17 protein-coding genes are annotated in these 17,992 nt (G+C 71.6%); 8 read left to right on the top strand and 9 right to left on the bottom strand.

Annotated features, from left to right (window positions below; translation table 11 throughout):
* Positions 1 to 17: 17 nt before the first annotated feature.
* From tsaE to ahcY, 3 genes are all read right to left on the bottom strand, one after another.
* Positions 18 to 1,544, bottom strand: coding sequence for a tRNA (adenosine(37)-N6)-threonylcarbamoyltransferase complex ATPase subunit type 1 TsaE (gene tsaE / locus ACXJY8_RS17015; RefSeq protein WP_463780730.1), 1,527 nt, complete (start codon positions 1,542 to 1,544; stop codon positions 18 to 20).
* Positions 1,545 to 1,737: 193 nt separating this feature from the next.
* A complete protein-coding gene (locus ACXJY8_RS17020) occupies positions 1,738 to 4,236 on the bottom strand; it encodes a sensor histidine kinase (RefSeq protein ID WP_463771038.1) in 2,499 nt (832 codons plus the stop codon).
* Between the two features lie 326 nt (positions 4,237 to 4,562).
* Positions 4,563 to 5,963: an adenosylhomocysteinase gene (gene ahcY / locus ACXJY8_RS17025; RefSeq protein WP_463771041.1), complete on the bottom strand. Its 1,401-nt coding sequence runs from the start codon at positions 5,961 to 5,963 to the stop codon at positions 4,563 to 4,565.
* 242 nt (positions 5,964 to 6,205) lie between these two features.
* Here ahcY and ACXJY8_RS17030 point away from each other — a divergent pair, with 242 nt between their 5' ends.
* Positions 6,206 to 6,613 carry a hypothetical protein gene (locus ACXJY8_RS17030; RefSeq protein WP_463771043.1) on the top strand — a complete coding sequence of 136 codons (408 nt, stop codon included), beginning with the start codon at positions 6,206 to 6,208 and terminating at the stop codon, positions 6,611 to 6,613.
* A gap of 3 nt (positions 6,614 to 6,616) precedes the next feature.
* Here ACXJY8_RS17030 and ACXJY8_RS17035 read toward each other — a convergent pair whose 3' ends face one another.
* Together ACXJY8_RS17035 and ACXJY8_RS17040 are read right to left on the bottom strand one after the other, a co-directional pair.
* Positions 6,617 to 8,233, bottom strand: coding sequence for an AMP-binding protein (locus ACXJY8_RS17035; RefSeq protein WP_463771045.1), 1,617 nt, complete (start codon positions 8,231 to 8,233; stop codon positions 6,617 to 6,619).
* Between the two features lie 10 nt (positions 8,234 to 8,243).
* On the bottom strand, positions 8,244 to 8,843 hold the full coding sequence (locus tag ACXJY8_RS17040; protein WP_463771047.1) for a nitroreductase family protein: 600 nt from the start codon (positions 8,841 to 8,843) through the stop codon (positions 8,244 to 8,246).
* 271 nt (positions 8,844 to 9,114) lie between these two features.
* On the opposite strand from ACXJY8_RS17040, the gene ACXJY8_RS17045 reads away from it, so the two are divergent.
* Positions 9,115 to 10,452, top strand: coding sequence for a GGDEF domain-containing protein (locus ACXJY8_RS17045; RefSeq protein ID WP_463771048.1), 1,338 nt, complete (start codon positions 9,115 to 9,117; stop codon positions 10,450 to 10,452).
* A gap of 24 nt (positions 10,453 to 10,476) precedes the next feature.
* On the opposite strand, the gene ACXJY8_RS17050 is transcribed toward ACXJY8_RS17045, so the two are convergent.
* Both ACXJY8_RS17050 and ACXJY8_RS17055 read right to left on the bottom strand, forming a co-directional pair.
* Complete coding sequence (locus ACXJY8_RS17050; RefSeq protein ID WP_463771050.1) at positions 10,477 to 10,716, bottom strand: hypothetical protein; 240 nt, start codon at positions 10,714 to 10,716, stop codon at positions 10,477 to 10,479.
* A gap of 85 nt (positions 10,717 to 10,801) precedes the next feature.
* On the bottom strand, positions 10,802 to 11,032 hold the full coding sequence (locus tag ACXJY8_RS17055; RefSeq protein WP_463771052.1) for a hypothetical protein: 231 nt from the start codon (positions 11,030 to 11,032) through the stop codon (positions 10,802 to 10,804).
* Positions 11,033 to 11,162: 130 nt separating this feature from the next.
* Here ACXJY8_RS17055 and ACXJY8_RS17060 point away from each other — a divergent pair, with 130 nt between their 5' ends.
* The gene (locus ACXJY8_RS17060; RefSeq protein WP_463771056.1) at positions 11,163 to 11,384 is read left to right on the top strand and encodes a hypothetical protein; all 222 of its coding nucleotides are present in this window, start codon (positions 11,163 to 11,165) and stop codon (positions 11,382 to 11,384) included.
* Between the two features lie 4 nt (positions 11,385 to 11,388).
* Here the strand turns inward: ACXJY8_RS17060 and ACXJY8_RS17065 are convergent, their stop codons facing one another.
* Positions 11,389 to 11,991 carry a glutathione peroxidase gene (locus ACXJY8_RS17065; RefSeq protein ID WP_463771058.1) on the bottom strand — a complete coding sequence of 201 codons (603 nt, stop codon included), beginning with the start codon at positions 11,989 to 11,991 and terminating at the stop codon, positions 11,389 to 11,391.
* A gap of 192 nt (positions 11,992 to 12,183) precedes the next feature.
* Here ACXJY8_RS17065 and ACXJY8_RS17070 point away from each other — a divergent pair, with 192 nt between their 5' ends.
* Positions 12,184 to 12,696 (top strand): PRC-barrel domain-containing protein, encoded by a 513-nt coding sequence (locus tag ACXJY8_RS17070; RefSeq protein WP_463771060.1) that lies wholly within the window; start codon positions 12,184 to 12,186, stop codon positions 12,694 to 12,696.
* Between the two features lie 241 nt (positions 12,697 to 12,937).
* Here ACXJY8_RS17070 and ACXJY8_RS17075 read toward each other — a convergent pair whose 3' ends face one another.
* Positions 12,938 to 13,372 (bottom strand): response regulator, encoded by a 435-nt coding sequence (locus ACXJY8_RS17075; RefSeq protein ID WP_463771062.1) that lies wholly within the window; start codon positions 13,370 to 13,372, stop codon positions 12,938 to 12,940.
* 435 nt (positions 13,373 to 13,807) lie between these two features.
* On the opposite strand from ACXJY8_RS17075, the gene argJ reads away from it, so the two are divergent.
* The 4 genes from argJ to ACXJY8_RS17095 all read left to right on the top strand — a co-directional run bounded on the left by argJ (position 13,808) and on the right by ACXJY8_RS17095 (position 17,991).
* Positions 13,808 to 15,058 (top strand): bifunctional glutamate N-acetyltransferase/amino-acid acetyltransferase ArgJ, encoded by a 1,251-nt coding sequence (gene argJ, locus ACXJY8_RS17080; RefSeq protein ID WP_463771064.1) that lies wholly within the window; start codon positions 13,808 to 13,810, stop codon positions 15,056 to 15,058.
* Positions 15,055 to 15,789 (top strand): SIMPL domain-containing protein, encoded by a 735-nt coding sequence (locus tag ACXJY8_RS17085; protein WP_463771066.1) that lies wholly within the window; start codon positions 15,055 to 15,057, stop codon positions 15,787 to 15,789. The genes argJ and ACXJY8_RS17085 overlap by 4 nt, the downstream gene beginning before the upstream one ends.
* Positions 15,786 to 16,214 (top strand): 8-oxo-dGTP diphosphatase MutT, encoded by a 429-nt coding sequence (gene mutT / locus ACXJY8_RS17090; RefSeq protein WP_463771070.1) that lies wholly within the window; start codon positions 15,786 to 15,788, stop codon positions 16,212 to 16,214. The genes ACXJY8_RS17085 and mutT overlap by 4 nt, the downstream gene beginning before the upstream one ends.
* 193 nt (positions 16,215 to 16,407) lie before the next feature.
* A complete protein-coding gene (locus ACXJY8_RS17095) occupies positions 16,408 to 17,991 on the top strand; it encodes a DUF6880 family protein (protein WP_463771073.1) in 1,584 nt (527 codons plus the stop codon).
* The last annotated feature ends 1 nt before the right edge of the window (position 17,992 follow it).

Below are 17,992 nucleotides of genomic sequence, written 5' to 3' on the forward strand. Positions count from 1 at the left end.
CGGGTCTCGCAGGTCCGTCAGGCGCCCTCGCCCGGCTCGGTGGCGGCCTTCGGCACGAGGTGCGGCAGGTGGGCCTCGTGCCAGATCCGCAGGTGGGTCAGGGCCGGGTGGTTGAGGTTGCGCGCGAGGTAGCCCTCGATGCGCGGCAGGTGCGCGAGGTAGGCCGGCTTGCCGTCGCGCCGGTCGAGGCGGGCGAAGATGCCGAGGATCTTGGTGGCGCGCTGGGCCGCCAGCACCGCGTAGGCACGGGCGAAGGCGTGCATGTCGAAATCGGGCTCGCGGGCCCGGCGCTCGCGCACGTAGAGGCCGAGCAGGCGCAATTCGAACTCGGCGCTCGCGTCCACCCGCGCATCCTGGAGCAGCGAGGCGACGTCGTAGGCCGGATGGCCGAGGACCGCGTCCTGGAAGTCGATGACGCCGATGCGCTCCAGCCCCTCGCGCTCGGGCAGCCAGATCAGGTTCGGCGAGTGGTAGTCGCGCAGGGTCCAGGTCGGGCGGTCGGGCTTGATGCTGTCGAGCACCTCCGCCCACAGGGCCACGAACTCGGATCGGGCCGCGTGGGGCAGTTCGGCCCCGCGGATCGCCGGGCAATACCAGTCGGGCAGCAATTCGGTCTCGAACACCAGGGCTTCGAGGTCGTAGGGCGGCAGCACGTGGTCGATGCCGTCGGCCACGGGCAGGACACCCGGCAGCTCGGTGGCGTGGAGCTTGGCGAGGAGACGCACCGCCTCGGCGTAGCGCTCGGGCCGGGGCCCGTTGGCGTCGACCACCGGCTCGGACCCGAGGTCTTCCAGGATCAGCAGGCCCTCGGCGAGGTCCTCGCCGTAGATGCGCGGCGCCGAGAAGCCGAGGGCGCGCAGGCCGCGATCCATGCCGACGAAGGCGTGGACGCTCTCGGCGAGCTTGACGATGGCGCTGTAGGGGCGGCCGTTGCGCACCGGCGGCCCGTCGGCGCGGGGCGGCGAGATCATCAGCACCGCGCTCCTGCCGTCCGGCTTCACCAGTCGCTCGTAGGCGCGCGAGGAGGCGTCGCCCTGCATGTTGATGCGCGTGGCCTCGTCCCAGCCGCTGCGCACGAGGAGGATGCGCAGGGCGCGGGCCCGCTTCAGGCGGGCGGCCATGCCGCCGCTGCCGTCGATGCGGGCGAAGCGGGCGCCGTCGCCGAACTCGGCCCGCAGGGAGAGGTCGACGGTGAGCATCGGGGCGTCGCGGGGTCCGAGGCGCTCGGGCCATTCCACCAGGGTGATGGCGGTCTCGGCCATCTCGTCGAAGCCCAGCTCGACGAGTTCGTCGGGGCTGCGCAGACGGTAGAGGTCGGCATGCACGATGGCCCGCCCGTCGGCCGCCTCGTAGGGCTGGATCAGCGTGAAGGTCGGGCTCGGCACGTCGAGGTCGGGGTCGCCGACGAGTTCGCGGATCAGCGCGCGCGCGAGGGTGGTCTTGCCGCCGCCGAGGCCGCCGGACAGGGCGACGATGTCCCCCGGCACGAGGAGCCCCGCGAGGAAGCGGCCGAGATCCTCGGTTGCGCCCTCCTCCGGGAGCATGATCTCCCAGGCCGATTTCACCTCACGCTGGGGCGTGTCGGCACCATCCTCGTTCAACGCCCAATTCCTCCCTGGCCGTGTGCCGCCGCGGCCGGATCCGGATCGCGCGGAGCACCGCTGTCATAGCGGAGCATCCTTAACCAAATCGCGGGCCGGCCCAAGGCTCCCGCGGCATGGGGTCGGCGGGCCCGTCCTACTCGGCGGCATCCCGCCGCGCGGTCGGCTCCGTGATGGGGAAGGTGCAGGTGACGCGGGTGCCGGCCCCGGGCGCCGATTCCAGGCCGACGCGCCCGCCATGCAGCTCCACGAAGGAGCGCACGATCGAGAGGCCGAGGCCGACGCCGCGATGGCGGGTGCCGAGGGTGTGGCTCTCGAACCGGTCGAAGACCCGGGCGGCCACGTCGGGCGGCATGCCCTGGCCCTGGTCGACCACCGCCAGGGTGAGTTCGGAGGCGTTGCGGCGGACCTCGACGCGGACCTGCTGGCCCGGTGCCGAGAAGCCGACGGCGTTCGACAGGAGGTTGAACAGGATCTGGCGGACGCGCTTGCCGTCGGCGACGAAGCTGCCGACGTCGTCGGGCACGTCGAGGTCGAGGGCGATCGCGGAATCGGCGAGCCGGTCCTCGAGGCCGCGCACGGCGGCATCGACGGTGGCGCGGACGTCGACCACCTCGCGGGTGAGCTCGAGGGAGCCCGCATCGATGGAGGCGAGGTCGAGGATGTCATTGATCATCACGAGCAGCGCGCCGGACGAGCGCATGATGTGCCCGGAATATTCGCGCTGGCGCTCGTTGAGGGCGCCCACCGTCTCGTCGCCGAGGAGCTGGGTGAAGCCGATGATGTTGGTGAGCGGCGAGCGCAGCTCGTAGGAGACGTGGTTCACGAAGGTGTCGCGCAGCTGCGACGTGCGCTCCAGGGCGTCGTTCTTGTCGGTGAGCGCGCGCTCCACGTTCACGCTGGCGGTGACGTCGATCAGGGTGAGCAGCGTCGCGCCCTCGGGCAGCGGCTGGGCGGCGCAGTCGAGCACGGTGCCGTCGACGATCTCCAGGCGACAGGTCAGGCCGGCGCGGCTTTCGAGGCCCGTGATGGCGCCGCGGATGTCGATCCACGGGTCCTCGTCGGGCGAGAGGGTCTGGCAGGCGGCGATGACGGCATCGACGCGGGGACGCTCGCGCAGGGTCTCGGGGTCGAGGCGCCAGAGGGTGGCGAAGGCGCGGTTGGCGAAGGTGAGGCGGCCGTCGGCGCCGAACACCGCCACGGGCTCCTTGAGGGTGTCGAGGGTCTCGGCCTGCACCCGCATCAGGGCGTTGTAGCGGGACTCGAGCTTCATGTTCTCGGAGACGTCGTCGAACAGGTAGGTCAGGCCGCCCTGCGGATTGGGATCGGCGACCACGCGCAGGGAGCGCCCGTCGGGCAGGTACCACCAGGCCTCGTTGGCCTCCACGGCGCGGTAGGCGGCGAGCACGTCGGCCTTCCAGGACTTGAAATCGGCCTGCTCGGGGAGTTTCCGGGCGGCGCGGAGCCGGTCGAGGATCTCGCCGTCCAGGGGGCGGCCGTCGAGGAAGGCCGGGTCGAGGCCCCAGAGCTGGCGGTAGGCGGCGTTGTGGAAGATCAGGCGCTGGCGGGCGTCGAACATCGCCACGGCGGTGGGCAGCTGGTCGAGGGTGCGGACGTTGGCGTCCATCTGGCGCTGCAGGTCGGCCCGCACGCTCTCCAGCTCCGAGACGTCGACGGCGATGCCGACGCGGCCCGTCTCGATGGCGCTCTCGGTGACGTCGAGGGTGCGGCGTCCGCCCGCGACGACGGCGGAGAGGCGGTGCGGGGCACGGCCGCCGCTCGTCGAGCGCGTGGTCTCGTCCCGGGCGATGAGCTCGCGGGCCTGCCGGTCGAGGAGTTCGACCCCGCCCTCCAGGGCGTGCTCGCGGGTGCCCGCCTCCACCGCCGCCACGTAGGCGAGGTTGACCCAGGCGAGCGCGCCGTCGCGGTTGCGGCGCCAGACCGGCTGCGGAATCGCGTCGAGCAGGCTGCCCAGGGCCGAGAGGCCGCGCTTGGCCTCGTAGAGGGTGAGGCGCAGGTCGATGAGTTCGCGCTTCTCGTCCGTGGTCTCCCGCAGGCGCAGGATCGCGCGGCCGGAGAGCGCCTGCCCATGCGCGTCGATGAAGCGGCCGGACTGGCTGCGCAGGCTTAGGCGGAAGCCGGCGCCGCGGGCGCGCAGCGCCTCCACGGCCGTGTTGAGGGCATCGGCGTCGACCGCATGCAGCCAGGTCTCGAAGGCGGGCAGGCCGGGATCGGCGTCGCCGGGGGCGTGGCGTCCCTCGATCAGGCCGACGTCGCCCTCGATGCTCGGGACGCCGCGGCCCGACCAGGTGACGAGGAGCTGGCGCTCGGCGTTCAGGAGCATCTCGGCGCGGTCGTGCGATTCGCGCAGGGCCGACAGCTCCGTGACGAGGTCGCGCTCGCGCCGGGTCCAGCGGCCGCGCTCGCGCATGTGCAGCAGGGCCACGATGGTGGAGAACACCGTCAGCCCGATCAGGATCGCGAGACCGGCCGCGTTGTGCGTGTGTTGCCCGAACCCCGAGACGGCAGCGTTGGCGTCCATCCCCATCCCGGCCGCCGAGGCCGGGCGGCCGGCCGCAGCGACGACGAGACAGCCGGCGCACAGCAGGGCGCGCGCCGTTCGTTCGACCCTCATGATCCGTCCCGCCTCCACGAATCTTCGATGAGACGCCGAAAGGCGCCCATCCCGCAACCGGCCGGAGGCCGGCTGCGAGCCACTCCATCTGAGGAATCAGCCCACACTAGCGCGAGGCGGAATCGTCCCGGAAGAGGGTTAAGCTTAACTTTAGAGGCTTCGGAGACGATGGCCGCGCAAGGGCGCAGAAAAGCCACACTGCGTAGGCGCACCCGAGGGCCCCGGACGCGCAGAAGCCCGGCACGGGGCCGGGCTTCGCAAGGGTGGTCGGGGCAAGGGTGGTCGGGCCGGGTCGCGGCGCCCCGCGCGGGGCGCCGGAGCGGTCTTCAGTAGCGGTAGTGGTCGGGCTTGAACGGGCCGCTCTCGGAGACGCCGATATAGGCGGCCTGGTCGGGGCGCAGCTTGGAGAGCTTCACGCCGATCTTCTCGAGGTGGAGGAGCGCCACCTTCTCGTCCAGGGCCTTGGGCAGGGTGTAGACCTGGCGCTCGTACTTGCCCGGGTTGGTCCAGAGCTCGATCTGGGCCAGCGTCTGGTTGGTGAACGAGGCCGACATCACGAAGGACGGGTGGCCCGTGGCGTTGCCGAGGTTCACCAGGCGCCCCTCCGACAGGAGGATGATGCGGTGGCCGTCGGGGAAGGTGATCTCGTCCACCTGCGGCTTGATGTTCGACCAGGTGAGGTTCTTCAGGCCGGCGACCTGAATCTCGTTGTCGAAGTGGCCGATGTTGCACACGATGGCGCGGTCCTTCATCGCCCGCATGTGCTCGATGGTGATGATGTCCTTGTTGCCCGTGGCGGTGACGAAGATGTCGGCGCGCGGCGCGGCGTCCTCCATCGTCACGACCTCGTAGCCTTCCATGGCGGCCTGGAGGGCGCAGATCGGGTCGATCTCGGAGATCAGCACGCGGCAGCCGGCGTTGCGCAGCGAGGCGGCCGAACCCTTGCCGACGTCGCCGAAGCCCGCGACCATGGCGACCTTGCCGGCCATCATCACGTCGGTGCCGCGGCGGATGCCGTCGACCAGCGACTCCTTGCAGCCGTAGAGGTTGTCGAACTTCGACTTGGTGACGGCGTCGTTCACGTTGATCGCCGGGAAGAGCAGCTTGCCCTCCTTGGCGAGGTTGTAGAGGCGGTGCACGCCCGTGGTGGTCTCTTCCGAGACGCCCTTGATCGAGTCGGCGAGACCCGCGAACCAGCCCTTGGGCTTCTCGGCGAGCTTCTTCTTGAGGAGCGCGAAGAAGATCTCCTCCTCCTCGGATTCCGGCTTGTCGAGGAAGGCGGTGTCGCCGTTCTCGGCGCGCAGGCCCAGATGCACGAACATGGTGGCGTCGCCGCCGTCATCGAGGATCATGTTCGGCATGCCGCCGTCATGCCAGTCGAACAGCTTCGAGGTGTAGTCCCAGTACTCCTCGAGGGTCTCGCCCTTGATGGCGAAGACCGGGATGCCGGCGGCCGCGATGGCGGCGGCGGCATGGTCCTGGGTCGAGTAGATGTTGCAGGAGACCCAGCGGATGTCGGCGCCGAGCGCCTTCAGGGTCTCGATCAGCACGGCCGTCTGGATCGTCATGTGGAGCGAGCCGGCGATCTTGGCGCCCTTGAGCGGCTGCGACGGGCCGAACTCCTGGCGGGTGGCCATCAGGCCCGGCATCTCGGTCTCGGCGATCGAGATCTCCTTGCGGCCGTACTCGGCGAGGCCGATGTCCTTGACGATGTAATCCTGGGCCATGGGGGTTCGCTCCGTCTCTCGTTGCGTGTCGGCGAGGCCTATAGCAGGGCACCGGACCGGAGGCAATCAAGATATAAAGATGTCTTTATGCGAATGATTCCAGCCGGCGCTCCCGGGGGGATGGCTGACGCCAGCCGACAAATCACCCTGGACGTGTATTGATCGGGATCGGTTGTAGCTTACGCTTGGACGCGACTCGGCCATGCTCCGGCGCAGGCGCACGAAGAGCGGAGCGGCCCCTCATGAATCGGCATCTCGTCCTGGCTATCGCCCTCGGTTTCGCCCCGATCGACACGGCAGAGGCCACCCCGATGCGCATGGCCACCTTCGAGAAAGTCGCCCTGTCGGGCAGCCGGCTCCTCGTGGGGTCGTTCTCGTCGCTCGACCCGACCTGCCGGTCCCTCGGTCAGTTCACGATCAGCCTCATCGATCCGCCGCATGACGGCCACGTCCAGGTCGGGCAGGGAGAGGATTTTTCGAACTTCTCGGTGTTCAACGTCCGCGCGCGCTGCAACACCCGCAAGCGGCCCGCGACCGTGATTTTCTACACCGCGACGCCCGGCTATACCGGACCGGACGAGTTCTCGATCGAACTCGTCGATCCGCGGGGAAACGTCGGGCGTGCGCGCTACCGCGTCACGGTCCGATAGGGTTCACGCTTCGTCCCGGAGCTGCCGCCGGATGATCTTGCCCGTGGTGGTCATCGGCAGGCTGTCGCGGAAGGCGATCTCGCGCGGGTACTCGTGGGCGGAGAGGCGCGTGCGCACGAAGGCCTGGATCTCGGCCGCCAGCGCATCGGAGGCGGTGAATCCCGCGCGCAGGACGACGAAGGCCTTCACGATCTCGGTGCGCAGGGGATCGGGCTTGCCCACCGCGGCGGCCAGCGCGACCGCGGGGTGCGCGCCGAGGCAATCCTCGATCTCGGTGGGGCCGATGCGGTAGGCCGCCGAGGTGATGAGGTCGTCCTCGCGTCCGACGAAGTGGACGTAGCCGTCCGCGTCGCGCCGGGCGGTGTCGCCGGTCAGCATCCAGTCGCCGGAGAACTTCTTCGCCGTCGCCTCGGGCTGGTTCCAGTAGCGCAGGAACATCACCGGATCGGGGCGGGCGATGGCGATCTCGCCGGGCTCGTCGTCGGCGGTCTCGGACCCGTCGGGCCGTAGGATCGCGACCCGGTGTCCCGGCACCGGGCGCCCGGTGGAGCCGGACCGCGCCACCCCGGCCGACCGGCAGGCCGCGAGCACGAGGTTGCACTCGGTCTGGCCATAGGCCTCGCCGATGGTGAGCCCGAGTTCGCGGCGCGCCCAGTCGAAGGTCTCGGGGCCCAGGGCCTCGCCGGCGGAGGCGATGTTGCGCAGGCGCGTCAGGTCGAAGCGCCGGCGCGGGTCGGCGACGCCGCGCAGCATGCGCAGGGCGGTCGGCGGCAGGAACGCCAGGGTGACGGCCCGCTCGGCGATCAGCCGGAACGCCGCCTCCGGCTCGAAGCGGAAGCTCGGGCAGGCCACCACCGGCAGCCCGAAATGCAGGCTCGGCAGCGTCGCGTTCAGGAGGCCGCCGGCCCAGGCCCAGTCCGAGGGCGTCCACATCCGGTCGCCGGATTTCGGCGGGAAATCATGCATCATGCAGAAGCCCGGCAGGTGCCCCAGGAGCACCCGGTGAGCGTGCAGGGCGCCCTTGGCCAGTCCGGTGGTGCCGGAGGTGTAGATCATCAGGGCGGGATCGTCGGCCCGGGTCTCGACCGGAACGAACCCCTCCGGCGCCTCGGCGAGCAGGGCATCGTAGCCGAGGGCCTGCCCCCGGGCCCCGTCGACGCAGACGACGAGCGCGAGGTCCGGCAGGTCGGCGCGGAGGGCGTCGATCTTGGCGAGGCCGGCCGCATCGGTGATCAGGACGCGGGCGCCCGCATCGGTCAGGCGGTAGCGCAGGGCGTCCGGCCCGAACAGGCCGGCGAGCGGCAGGGCGATCGCCCCGAGCTTGTAGGCGGCCGCATGGGCGATCACCACGTCGGCCGATTGCGGCAGCAGCACGCCGATCCGCTCGCCGGGCCCGACGTCCCGGGCCCGCAACCCGGCCGCCAGGCGGTCGGAGCGGTCCCGCAGGTCGCCGAAGGTGATCTCCGAGACCCGCGACCCGACGACCTCCTGGATCGCGACCCGGCCGGGCTCGCGCGCGGCCCAGCGGTCGCAGACGTCGACGCCGATGTTGAAGCGCTCCGGGATGTCCCAGGCGAAGCCGGCGACGAGCCCGGCATAGTCGGGGGCGGGTCTCAGCACGGCGGACGGCTCAGGCTTCGCGGGCCTTGAAGGCACCCGCGAAGGCGAAGTCGGTGATCGGACGCCGACCGTTCGGCACCTCCTTGGCGCGCTGCTCCTCGGTGAGGTCGGCCGGGTCGGCCGCCCGCCCGACCGCGTAGGCGGCCTCGACCTGGTGGTCCGGCGGCACGTTGAGCACGGTCACGGAGCGCTCCTTGTCGAACCCGCCCATGCCGTGCACGTGCCAGCCCTGGTGGATCGCCTGGAGCTGGAAGTTCGCCGAGGCGGCTCCGGCGTCGAGGGAATGGCTGGCCGAGGGCTTCAGACCGTCGCCGGTCTTCATCAGCTTGCTCGAGACCAGGATGACCAGGGCGCCGGCACCCTCCGCCCACTTGCGGTTTCCCGGCACCAGGAGGTCGAGGAAGGTCTCCCATGCGGGGGTGCCGCGCAGGGCGTAGACGAAGCGCCAGGGCTGAGAGTTGTAGGAGGACGGGGCCCAGCGCGCGGCCTCGACCATCCGCAGCAGCTCGGATTCCGGCACCGCCTCGCCGGTGAAGGCGCGGGGCGACCAGCGCTCGATGAAGAGCGGGTCGATGGCGTGGTCGGGCTGGCGCGGGTTCGAGGCGGTCACGGGCAGGCTCCAGTCGGCAAAGGTCCGGGAGGACGGTCAAGGATCGGCGTGGCCGGCCCCGATGGCCGCGAGGCATGCACGAGGTGGGGCCGGGGTGGCAATTGTTCATTCGGTCCCCCCGCCGCCGCGCGGGCACATCCCCGGCGTGGTGAGGGCCTTGCGGGTCGGATCGATCGCATTTTAACGACCGGGGAAAGCATGCCCACATGTGTTGGGGGCACTCTTCGTCCAGGGGCCGTCGTCGCCCGCCCAGCCATGGATCTCCCCGCGCGTGACCGCTCCGCCTGCTGCCCGATCGTTCGACGATCCGGGCTCCCTGTCGTTTCACGCCAGCGACCGCCTGCTGGCGCTCATCGAACGGACCCTGCAGGCGACCCGCTGGCGGCTCGCCTTTCCGGCCGAACTCGAGGCCCGGTTCGAGGCCGAGACCGGCCGCCGGAGGGTCCGGCAGCTGCGCCGGGCCACCCTGATCGGCCTCTCGGTCTTCTACCTCTATGCCTGGGCGGCCTACGTCACGACACCGGACGTGGCGACCCTCAACCTCGTCCTGCGCATCGGCGTGATGACGCCGCTGGCCATCGGAATCTACGTGGCCATGAGCCGGGTGCGCCCCCGGACCCGGGAGACCCTGTGCGGCCTCGGCGTCCTGGCCGCGGCGATGATTCCGGCCATCATCCTCTGGCTCGGGCACGGACCGAACGCCGCCCACGCGACCACGGCGATCTGGCTGACGGTCATCTTCGCCAACGTCTCCCTGGCGCTGCGTTTCTCCTGGGCCTGCATCGTCTCGGCCACGACCGCCCTCGCCGGCGGCCTCGCGATCGCGGCCCATCCGGAGATCCCCCGCGATCTCGCGAGCCTGGTCCGGCTCGACATGCTGATCGGCATCGCCTTCAGCCTCGGGGCCGCGCACAAGATCGAGAGCGCCAACCGGCGCAACTACCTCTATACCCTCCGGGAATCGCTTCGGGCCCAGCAGCTGAGGGTGGCCAATGCGCGCCTCACCCGCCTCTCGACCACCGACCCGCTGACCGGCCTCGCCAACCGGCGCGCCTTCGCGCAGCGCCTCGACGCCTTGTGGCAAGCCGCGCGGGACGGCGACCCCTTCGCGCTGATGCTGGTGGACGTCGACCACTTCAAGCGCTTCAACGACCATTATGGGCACGGGGCCGGCGATGCCTGCCTGTGCGAGATCTCGCGCCTGCTGACCGCCCGGGCCGGCGGCAGCGCCGATCTGGTGTCGCGCTACGGGGGCGAGGAATTCGCGCTGCTCCTCCCGGGCCTCGACAGCAGGGCCGCCATGGCCCTGGCCGAGCGGATCCGCCTGGCGCTCAACGCCCGCGCCCTGCCCCATGCCGGGCGCGGCGACGGCCTGGGCCACGTCACCGTCAGCATCGGCGTGGCCGCGAGCCCGGACGGTGCCAAGACACCGGACGCCCTGGTCGAGGCCGCCGACGCGGCGCTCTACCGGGCGAAATCGGCCGGGCGCAATCGCGCCGGCTGCGAAGGCACCCGAAACCGCCCGGAGGCGGCGCCCGGCTCCGGAGCCGAGCCGGCCCTGGCGGCCTGGTCGGTCGCCGGCGATCCGCCCCGGCGGCGCTCGGCCTGAACGCCGCCGGGACGGAGCCGGGCCTCAGTCGACCACGCGGGCGGTGGGGCGGTCGTTGCCCTGGGCGGTCTCGTCGTGCCACTCGCCCTTGCCGTCCTGGTAGCGGATGCCCTCCGTCGAGCCGGGAACCTGCTGCTCGGCCGCGGCGGCCTGGGCCGCCTGGAGAGCCTCGTCGTGGCTCGGATAGGTCTCGGAGAACACGTCGCCGACCTTGTAGGCGAAGCCGCCGTCGTGCTCGACGATGCGATAGGTGACCTCGGACATCGGCTGTTCCTTCCCGTTTCGCGCGCGAGCGCAGGTGCGAAGCGCATATGGGAGGGCGAACACGGGGCGGTTCGGGAGGTTCCCCTCAATGCCGCGTCGGGCTGGCCCAGGACAGGTTGGGAAGGGCCGCCTCGCAGCCCGCGATCAGCGAGCCGCGCACGTCCGTCGGGTCGTAGCCCGGCCCATCGGGAAAGCCGATTGCATGGGTGGTCTCGCTGTCCTCGCGGCGGATATGGGCGACCCAGCCCTCGGGCGCCCGCTCAAAGGCGATCTCGAAGACGGCGCCCGCCTGCTCGAACCGGTGCGGCTTCATCATTCCGTCCCTCGATCCCGTCCCTGGCAGCCCGGATGTCCCGACGATCCGAGATCGGCCCCTCGGCGGATGTGGGGGCTTGCGATATCGGAGCAAGAGAGACTGCCGACCGAAGCCGAACGCCTGGAACCGCATGCGCCCCCTTCTTCTCGCCCTCCTGATGACGACGCTGTACGCGGGCGGCGCCCGGGCCGAGTTCAGCCTGTTCGGCAGCGCTGAGCGGACGCCGGCCAACCCCTTCGCCTCGAACTACGCCTCGCCGCCGGTGCGCGGCGCGGGTGAGCGGCCGCGGCGCCTCCGGCGCCCGCCGCAGAAGCCGGAGGCGCTGCGGCCGCCGCGGGACATCTCGCGCTGACGCCTCAGGCGGCGGGCAGCGCGTTGGCGACGGCGGTGACAATGCGCGGATCGTTGGGCTCGACCGAGGACGGGAAGGCGCCGATCAGGCTGCCGTCGCGGTCGACGAGGTACTTGTGGAAGTTCCAGCCCGGTGTGCTGCCGGGCTTCTCGGCGGCGGCCCAGCGGTAGAACGGATGCGCGGCCGGGCCCCGGACATGGGTCTTGGCGGTGACCGGGAAGGTGACGCCGTGGTTCCTGCGGGCGGCCTCCGCGATGGCGACGCCGTCCAGGGGCTCCTGGTTGCCGAAATCCGGCGACGGCACCGCGATGACGGTGAGGCCCCGGTCGCCGAAGCGGGTCCACAATCCCTGCAGCCCGGTGAATTGGCCCGCATAGCCGCAGGCCGTGGCGGTGTTGACCACCAGGATGGGCCGGCCGGCATAGGCCGAGAGCGGCAGGGTACCGCCCTCCGGCTTCTCGAAGGCGAAGGCACCCGCCTTCACGGTATCGGCGAGGGCCGGGCGGACGCCCCAGGCCAGCGCCCCGCCGAGGACCGCCAGGGCGTGGCGGCGGGGCAGCGAGAGCCCGGTCTCGGGCGGCAAACGGTTCGACAGGACGTTCGACATGCAGCGGCACCCCTGACGGGCGCGCGGACCGGTTCCGCCGCCCCTGTCCCCGGGAACCTAAGGCCGGCGCGGCGTTCGTCCATTCACCATGCCGTATCGCGGGAACCTTTCGCGGAGGCCTGAACTTGAGCGTGTGCCATCACGGCGCCCCATCGCTCGACCTTCGGCTCGACCTTTCGAAAGACTTCGCCCATGCGCAGCCTGTTGCTCGGCACGCTTCTCCTCGCTGCCAGCGCCACCCTCGCCCTCGCTCAGTCGCCGGATGCCGCCGCGCCCGCCGGCTCGTCGTCGGCACCGGTCCAGGCCGCGCCCGCGACCCTCGCCAACGACCTGCGCCCCACCTTCGTGGTGCAGAACAAGAGCGACATGGTCACCTCGAAGCTCGTCGGCCTCACCATCCAGAACGGCGCCAACGAGACCATCGGCGAGATCGCCGACGTGGTGCTCGACGAGAAGAACACCGTGAAGTCCTGGGTGGTCGGCGTCGGCGGCTTCCTCGGCATCGGCACGAAGTACGTCGCGATCGATCCGAGCGCCCTGAAGCTGGTGCGCGTCGACGACGCCACCCTGAAGGCGACGATCGACACCAACAAGGACCAGCTCCGCGCCGCGCCCGAATACGTCTATCTCGGCAAGGCCAAGCCGAATACGGACGGCAAGACGAGCACCGAGACGAAGCCGGCCGACGCCCCCAAGGCACAGTGACCAAAACACATTGACCGAGCCTCGATCATCGGGGCTCGGTGATCCGGCCGACGAAAGCCTTCGCAGAGATGCGAAGGCTTTCGTGTTTCGGACCCGCATGCCGGTCATCCGCGCCGGACCGTCAGACAACCGTCACGTCGGTGCGCTATCCGGCGCGCCGAGCGGGGCCGGAGGACATCACCGGTCGATCCCGGCGGTGGAGGTGGATGTCGGAGACCGGGCGTCGCGCTGGCGGTTCGGGTCAGGCCGGGCTGCGCAGCGCGTCCCAGACCGTGCTGGCGACGTTGTCGATGCGCCGAACCGCGACCAGGCCGTCGCGGTCGTCCGGGAACTGCGTGTCGAACAGCTCCTCGAGCCACTGCGTCGGGTCTTCCTCGCTCGCGAGCGATTCGAGATCGCTGGCGAAGACGATGCGCAGGTCGGGCCGGAGCGCGCGGGCTTCCAGGGCCAGTCTCTGGCAGCAGAGCTTGCCCTGCAGGCTGACGTCGGTGACGAGCACATCGACGGGCAGGCCCAGGGCCAGGACCGTCATGGCATCGACGCCGCAATCCACCGTGGTGGCGGCGAAACCCGCCCGCCGGATCTGAGAGGAGACTTCGTCGCGCCAATGCTTCTGGCGACCGGCGATCAGGACCTGGACGCCGTAGGCGCCACATGGCGAAGTCGGTCTTTCCATCGTCGAGACTCCCCCCTGGCGCCTGGACATGCGTGCCGATCACCTCGGAAACTGTGCGTCGCAGCATGCTATGTCACGTTCGCTCGCGCAGACAAGCCCTCTTGCACGCCCCCTCTCGCCCGACCCCTCTCGCCCGACCCCTCTTGCCCGACCCCTCTTGCCCGACGCGATCCGGATCTCATCCCGGATCGGCGGTGGATTTGCGCGTGGCCTTGCCGCGCGCCCGTCCGGTTCCCCGCCCGAACGCCGCGATGCCGCGCTGCAGCAGAGCGGCGTCGGATGCGGCAAGTGCCTGATGCGCAAGGGCTCAGCACCCACGGCCCCGATGCGACGGACGGATGACGGTCGTCGCGGTTGACGGAGACCGCGCGGGCGGGGCAACACCGGCCTCGCCGCGCGCCCGAGACGGCCCGCAGAGATCCGGAGACCCTGTCGATGTCGTCTGCCAAGAGCCCCCCCGTCTCGCCGCTGGCGCCCCGGACGCAACCGCAGCTGCCGGCGATTCGCGGCGTCGGGCTCGCGACCGCCCAGGCCGGCATCCGGTATTCGGGCCGCACGGACGTGCTCTACGTGGCCCTCGCCGCGGGCACGCAGGCCGCCGGCGTGTTCACCCGTTCGAAATGCCCCTCCGCCCCGGTGGACTGGTGCCGCGAGGCGCTGGGCAGCGCGGGGGCCCGCGCCCTCGTGGTCAATTCCGGCAACGCCAACGCCTTCACGGGCCTGCGCGGACGCGAGGCCGTGGCGCTGACGGCCCGGATCGCCGCCGAGGCCGCGCAGTGCCGGCCGGAGGAGGTCTTCATCGCCTCGACGGGCGTCATCGGCGAGCCCCTGGACGCCAGCAAGTTCGAGGGCGTGCTCGCCGACTGCGCCGGCCGGACCCAGGACGGCGCGGAAGCTTGGGCCGCCGCCGCCCAGGCGATCATGACCACCGACACCTTCCCCAAGCTCGCCACCCGCCGGGCCACGATCGACGGCGTCACCGTCACGCTCAACGGCATCGCCAAGGGCGCCGGCATGATCGCGCCCGACATGGCGACGATGCTGAGCTTCGTCTTCACCGACGCCGCCCTGCCCCAGGACGTGCTCCAGGGCCTGCTCAGCGCCGGCACGGCCACGAGCTTCAACTGCGTGACGGTCGACAGCGACACCTCCACCTCCGACACCCTGATGCTGTTCGCGACGGGCACGGCCGGCAACGCCGCGATCGCGAGCGCCGACGATCCGCGTCTCTCCGCGTTCCGCGCCGCCCTCGACGACCTGCTGGTGGAGCTGGCCCAGCTCGTCGCCCGGGATGGCGAGGGAGCCCGCAAGTTCGTCACCGTTCGGATCACGGGGGCGACCTCCGACGCCTCGGCCCACCGCATCGCCCTGTCGATCGCCAACTCGCCCCTGGTGAAGACCGCCATCGCGGGCGAGGACGCCAACTGGGGCCGCGTGGTGATGGCGGTGGGCAAGGCCGGCGAACCGGCCGACCGCGACCGCCTCTCGATCTGGTTCGGCGACGTGCGCGTTGCCTCCGAAGGCGCCCGCGATCCGGACTACAGCGAGGCGGCGGCGAGCGCGGTGATGCGCGAATCGGATATCACCGTGCGGGTCGATCTCGGCCTCGGCGCGGGCACCGCCCGCGTCTGGACCTGCGACCTGACCAAGCTCTACATCGAGATCAACGGGGATTACCGCTCGTGAGGCGCACCGGCACCGCCATCCTCCTCGCCCTGGCGCTGCTCGGCGCCGGTGCCGAGGCCCGGGCCGAGGACAGGATGGGGCCGGCCGAGGGCCGCATCAGCGTCGTCGGGCGTGCCCGCTCCGAGGTGGCGCCGGACTTCGCCGCGGTCGAGATCGGCGTCGAGGCCAAGGGCGCGACCCCGGCCGTCGCCCTCGACGGCGCCAGCACCGCCGCCAAGGCGATCCTGGTCCTGGCCGCCGAGTTCCAGGTGCCCGAGGCGGATCTCGGCACCTCCGCCGTGACCTTGCAGCCCATCACCCGCTCGGTCCGCCAGGCCGATGGGACCTTCACCGAGAAGCCCGACGGCTACCGGGCCAGCAACACGGTGCGGGTGCGCCTGTCCGACATGGGACGCCTCGGCGACCTGATGCGCCGGGCCCTCGACGGCGGCGCGAACCGGATCGACGGCGTCGGCTTTGGCCTGCGCGATCCCGAAGCGGCCGAGAGCGCCATGCGCAGCGCCGCGATGAAGGACGCGCGGGCCCAGGCCGAGCGCCTGGCCGAGGCGGCCGGCGTCACTCTCGGGCGGGTGGTGTCGATCCAGTCCCCGGCCACTACGGCGCCTTCGCCGGTCGCCTTCGCGGCGCCCGCCCCGATGGGGGTCAAGCGCGGCGGGACACCGGTGCCCCTGGTCGCCGGCACCATCGAGACCGCCGCCGACGTCGCCGCGACCTTCGCGATCGCCCCGTGAGCGCCGCGACGCCTGCGCCCCTGCGCATCCTCCTCGTGGTCGCGGTCGCGCTGGTCGATGCCGACGGGCGCGTGCTGCTCGCTCAGCGCCCGCCGGGCAAGCAGCTCGCCGGTCTCTGGGAGTTCCCGGGCGGCAAGGTCGATCCGGGCGAGCGTCCGGAGGAGACCCTGATCCGCGAGCTGTCCGAGGAGCTCGGCATCACCGTGCAGGAGGCCTGCCTCGCACCCCTTACCTTCGCGAGCCACGCCTATCCGGACTTCCACCTCCTGATGCCGCTCTACATCTGCCGGCGCTGGGAGGGCCTGCCGCGCTCCATGGAGGGCCAGGCCCTGAAATGGGTGCGCCCGCGCGACCTCAAGGACCAGCCGATGCCGCCGGCCGACGCGCCGCTGATCCCGTTCCTGCTGGATCTGCTCGGCCCCTGATCCAGTTCTGATACGGGCACCGGCTGGATCGAAGCGGCGCCTGTATCGGCCAAGCCCGCGCGCCGCTCGCGCGAAGCCCAGATCCGCCAGTCCGGAAGGATTCATCGGAGTTGGGAAGGGGTCCATCGGCGTTGGTACGAGAGGCGGATCCCGTCCGGCGCGACCCGCCCCGTCGGGAGAGGGAGGGCGGTGCATGGCACGCAGGGCAGCGGCGAAACCGGCAACGCGAGCGGGCGCCGTTCCGCCGTCCGTCGGTGGCAAGTCGGGAGCCGGCAAGTCCGGAACCGGCAAGTCGGGAGCCGGCAGCTCCGAGGCCAGCAAATCCGGAGCCGGCAAACCCGTTGCAGCCAAGCCGAAGCGCCCATCGCGAAGAGCGACGCCGAGCCCCGAGTCCCTGACCGAACTCGGCCTGGAGCGCCTGATCGGCCTCGTGCTGTCCGAGACGGCGCGCAACCCGACCTTCAAGAAGCTGGTGACCGCGGCGGTGGCGAGCCTGCAGGGGCCGGACGTCATCGCGGCGCTGATCGACCGGCGCCTCACCGCCCTGGAGCGGGCCCAGGGCTACATCGACTGGCAGAAGCAGCGCGCCTTCGCGGCCGACCTCGACGCCATGCTCACCACGGTGGTGACCGAGCTCGCCGCCCTGGACCCGAGGGCGGCCCTGGACCGGCTGATCCGCTTCCTCGGGGGCGCCGGCGACGTCCTGGCGCGCGCCGACGATTCGAGCGGGCGCATTCACGGCGTCTTCGAACGGGCGGCGGATGCGGCCGCCGCGCTGATCGTCGACCTGCCCGCGGAGGAGGCGGCCGGGGTCGCGACGGGTCTGGTGGCCCGCCTCGGCGCCGACGGGTACGGCTTCGTCGAAACCCTGATGCACGATCTCATTCCGCGGCTGCCCGAGGCAGCGCTGGCGCCCCTCGACGCGGCCCTCGCGGACGCCACACCCCCGACGTCCGAAGGCCGGACCGGCGGCCAGAAGGCCTGGGCGGAGCAGCTCGCCCGCGGCCGCCTCGTCCGGATGCGCCAGGCCCTGGCCGACCGGGTCGGCGACGTCGACGCCTTCATCGCCTTCGAGCAGTCGGTGTCCCCGGAGCAGCCGGATCGGGTCCGGATCGCCGAGCGCCTGCTGGCGGCGGGCCGGGCACCGGAGGCCCTGACCTGGATCCGCCGGCCGCAGAAGCGCGGTCCGGTGGTGGTCACCCGGGAGGCCCTGCTCACAGGGCATTTCGACCACGATGCCCCGGAGCGGGCGCGCCAGGCCGTGGAGATCCGCATCCTCGAGAGCCTCGGCCAGACGGAGGCCGCGCAGGCCCTGCGCTGGGACGCCTTCGGGCGCAGCCTCGACCCCGCGATGCTACGGGCCTACCTCGCCAAATTGCCCGACTTCGAGGACGACGACGCCCTGGAGCGCGCCTTCGACCATGCGCAGGCGCATCCGGACCGCTACCGGGCACTCGCCTTCCTGATCCACTGGCCGAACCCGGCCCGTGCGGCTCGCCTGGTGGCGGCCCATGGCGGCAGCTGGGACGGGAGCCGCTACGAGGTCCTGGCGCCCGCCGCCGAGGCCCTGGAGCGGACGCAGCCCGAGGCCGCGGCCGAACTCTACCGCCTGCTCATCGATTCCATCCTGGAGCACGGGCGCAGCGCCGCCTACGGCCACGCCGCCCGCTACCTCGCAGCCCTCGACGGCCTGACGGAAGATCCTGAGGCCTACCGCGCGTCGCTGCGCCGGCTGCACGGGCGCAAGGCCGCGTTCTGGTCCCAGGTGCGGGACTGAC

It is taken from the genome of Methylobacterium sp. TK31, assembly GCF_055361545.1.

Coding starts and splice junctions, on each gene's coding strand:
- tsaE (WP_463780730.1), bottom strand. CDS start 1,544: ATGCTCCCGGAGGAGGGCGCAACCGAGGATCTCGGCCGCTTCCTCGCG.
- ACXJY8_RS17020 (WP_463771038.1), bottom strand. CDS start 4,236: ATGAGGGTCGAACGAACGGCGCGCGCCCTGCTGTGCGCCGGCTGTCTC.
- ahcY (WP_463771041.1), bottom strand. CDS start 5,963: ATGGCCCAGGATTACATCGTCAAGGACATCGGCCTCGCCGAGTACGGC.
- ACXJY8_RS17030 (WP_463771043.1), top strand. CDS start 6,206: ATGAATCGGCATCTCGTCCTGGCTATCGCCCTCGGTTTCGCCCCGATC.
- ACXJY8_RS17050 (WP_463771050.1), bottom strand. CDS start 10,716: ATGTCCGAGGTCACCTATCGCATCGTCGAGCACGACGGCGGCTTCGCC.
- ACXJY8_RS17055 (WP_463771052.1), bottom strand. CDS start 11,032: ATGATGAAGCCGCACCGGTTCGAGCAGGCGGGCGCCGTCTTCGAGATC.
- ACXJY8_RS17060 (WP_463771056.1), top strand. CDS start 11,163: ATGCGCCCCCTTCTTCTCGCCCTCCTGATGACGACGCTGTACGCGGGC.
- ACXJY8_RS17065 (WP_463771058.1), bottom strand. CDS start 11,991: ATGTCGAACGTCCTGTCGAACCGTTTGCCGCCCGAGACCGGGCTCTCG.
- ACXJY8_RS17070 (WP_463771060.1), top strand. CDS start 12,184: ATGCGCAGCCTGTTGCTCGGCACGCTTCTCCTCGCTGCCAGCGCCACC.
- ACXJY8_RS17075 (WP_463771062.1), bottom strand. CDS start 13,372: ATGGAAAGACCGACTTCGCCATGTGGCGCCTACGGCGTCCAGGTCCTG.
- argJ (WP_463771064.1), top strand. CDS start 13,808: ATGTCGTCTGCCAAGAGCCCCCCCGTCTCGCCGCTGGCGCCCCGGACG.
- ACXJY8_RS17095 (WP_463771073.1), top strand. CDS start 16,408: ATGGCACGCAGGGCAGCGGCGAAACCGGCAACGCGAGCGGGCGCCGTT.